At 74.8% G+C, this 1466-nt stretch carries 1 protein-coding gene and 1 pseudogene; both read right to left on the reverse strand.

Annotated features, from left to right (window positions below):
• A partial coding sequence (locus MCM47_RS40600) for an acyl-CoA dehydrogenase family protein (protein WP_238951817.1) occupies positions 1-966 on the reverse strand: 966 nt, incomplete at its 3' end.
• Positions 950-1466, reverse strand: a pseudogene (locus MCM47_RS40605) (hypothetical protein); the annotation flags it as partial. The gene MCM47_RS40600 and the pseudogene MCM47_RS40605, both read right to left, overlap by 17 nt.

A 1466-nucleotide genomic window follows, 5' to 3' on the forward strand; every position in this document is an offset into this window, starting at 1 on the left:
CGCCCGCCGGTGGAGCGCGTGGTGCACAGCCCGGGTGGCCCCCAGGCGCATGCCGGAGGCGGCGCCGATGGTGCAGTCGAGCCGGGTCATGTTGACCATCTCGATGATGGTCGGCACACCGCGCCCCTCCTCGCCGACCAGCCACCCGACCGCGCCGTCGTACTCGATCTCGGCGGAGGCGTTGGACTTGTTGCCCAGCTTGTCCTTGAGCCGCTGCAGGTGGAAGCGGTTGCGCCCGCCGTCGGGCAGGATCCGCGGCACCATGAAGCAGCTGAGTCCGCCCGGCGCCTGGGCGAGCGTCAGGAAGAGGTCGGACATCGGCGCCGAGGTGAACCACTTGTGCCCGGTGAGCCGGTAGGTGCCGTCCGCGTGCGGGACGGCGGTGGTGGTGTTGGTCCGTACGTCCGAGCCACCCTGCTTCTCGGTCATCGACATCCCGGCGATGAGCCCGCGCTTGCCGTGCGGCTCGCGCAGCCCGAAGTCGTACTCCCGGGAGGCCAGCAGCGGCTCCAGTTCGGCCGCCAGCGACGGGGTCGCGCGCAGGGCCGGGACGGCGGCGTAGGTCATCGAGACCGGGCAGGTGTGGCCGGCCTCGACCTGGCCCCAGACGAGGAACTTGGCCGCGCGGGCGGAGTGCGCGCCCGGCCGGTCGTCCTGCCACGGGGCGGCGTGCAGGCCGTGGCCGACGGCGGTGCGCATCAGCTCGTGCCAGTGCGGGTGGAACTCAACCTCGTCGATCCGGTGCCCGAAGCGGTCGTGGGTGCGCAGGACGGGCGGGTTCTCGTTGGCCAGCCGGCCCCACTCGGCGGCCTGCTCGGAGCCGGCCAGGCGACCGAGCTCGTGCAGCTCGTCCTCGGCCCAGCCGGCGCCGGCCCGGTGCAGGGCGGCGATCAGGGCCGGGTCGGCGGCGGTGTCGTGTCCGTACGGCAGGGGCACCTGGTTGGTGACCTCATGCGTCGCTGTCATCGCGTCCTCCCAGGGCACGCAGGGTGAAGGAGACCAGAGCGGGGACGACGTCGGGCAGGGCGTCCCGTGGAGCGGGTGCGGCCGTCGGCGCCGGTGCCGTTGCCGGCGCTCGGCCGTGTGCCGGAGCTTGCGCTCGGTCCTGTGCCGTTGCCGGCGCTCGGCCGTGTGCCGGTGGTGCGGGGGCGGCTGCCAGCGGCCCGGCCAGCGCCTCGCCGACCGCACCGACGATCGCGGCGGCGGTCAGCTCCGGGTCCTGCCGGGGCAGCCGGCCGGCCGCCAGCGCGACCGCGATCTCGGCGGCGATCACGTCGCGGAAGGCCCGCCGGAAGACCAGCCGCTCGCTGTCCACGACGGCATCGGCCGGCTCGACCAGCAGCGCGTGGGCAAGCCGCGGGGCGCGCAGGGCACGGGCGGCGAAGGTCTCCACCACGGCCGCGATCCGCTGTTCTGGGGTCTCGCGGCGGGCGACGGGCTCGTGGACGGCGGCGATATTCCGGGTC

Source organism: Kitasatospora sp. A2-31 (assembly GCF_022288725.1).
Classification (GTDB): domain Bacteria; phylum Actinomycetota; class Actinomycetes; order Streptomycetales; family Streptomycetaceae; genus Kitasatospora.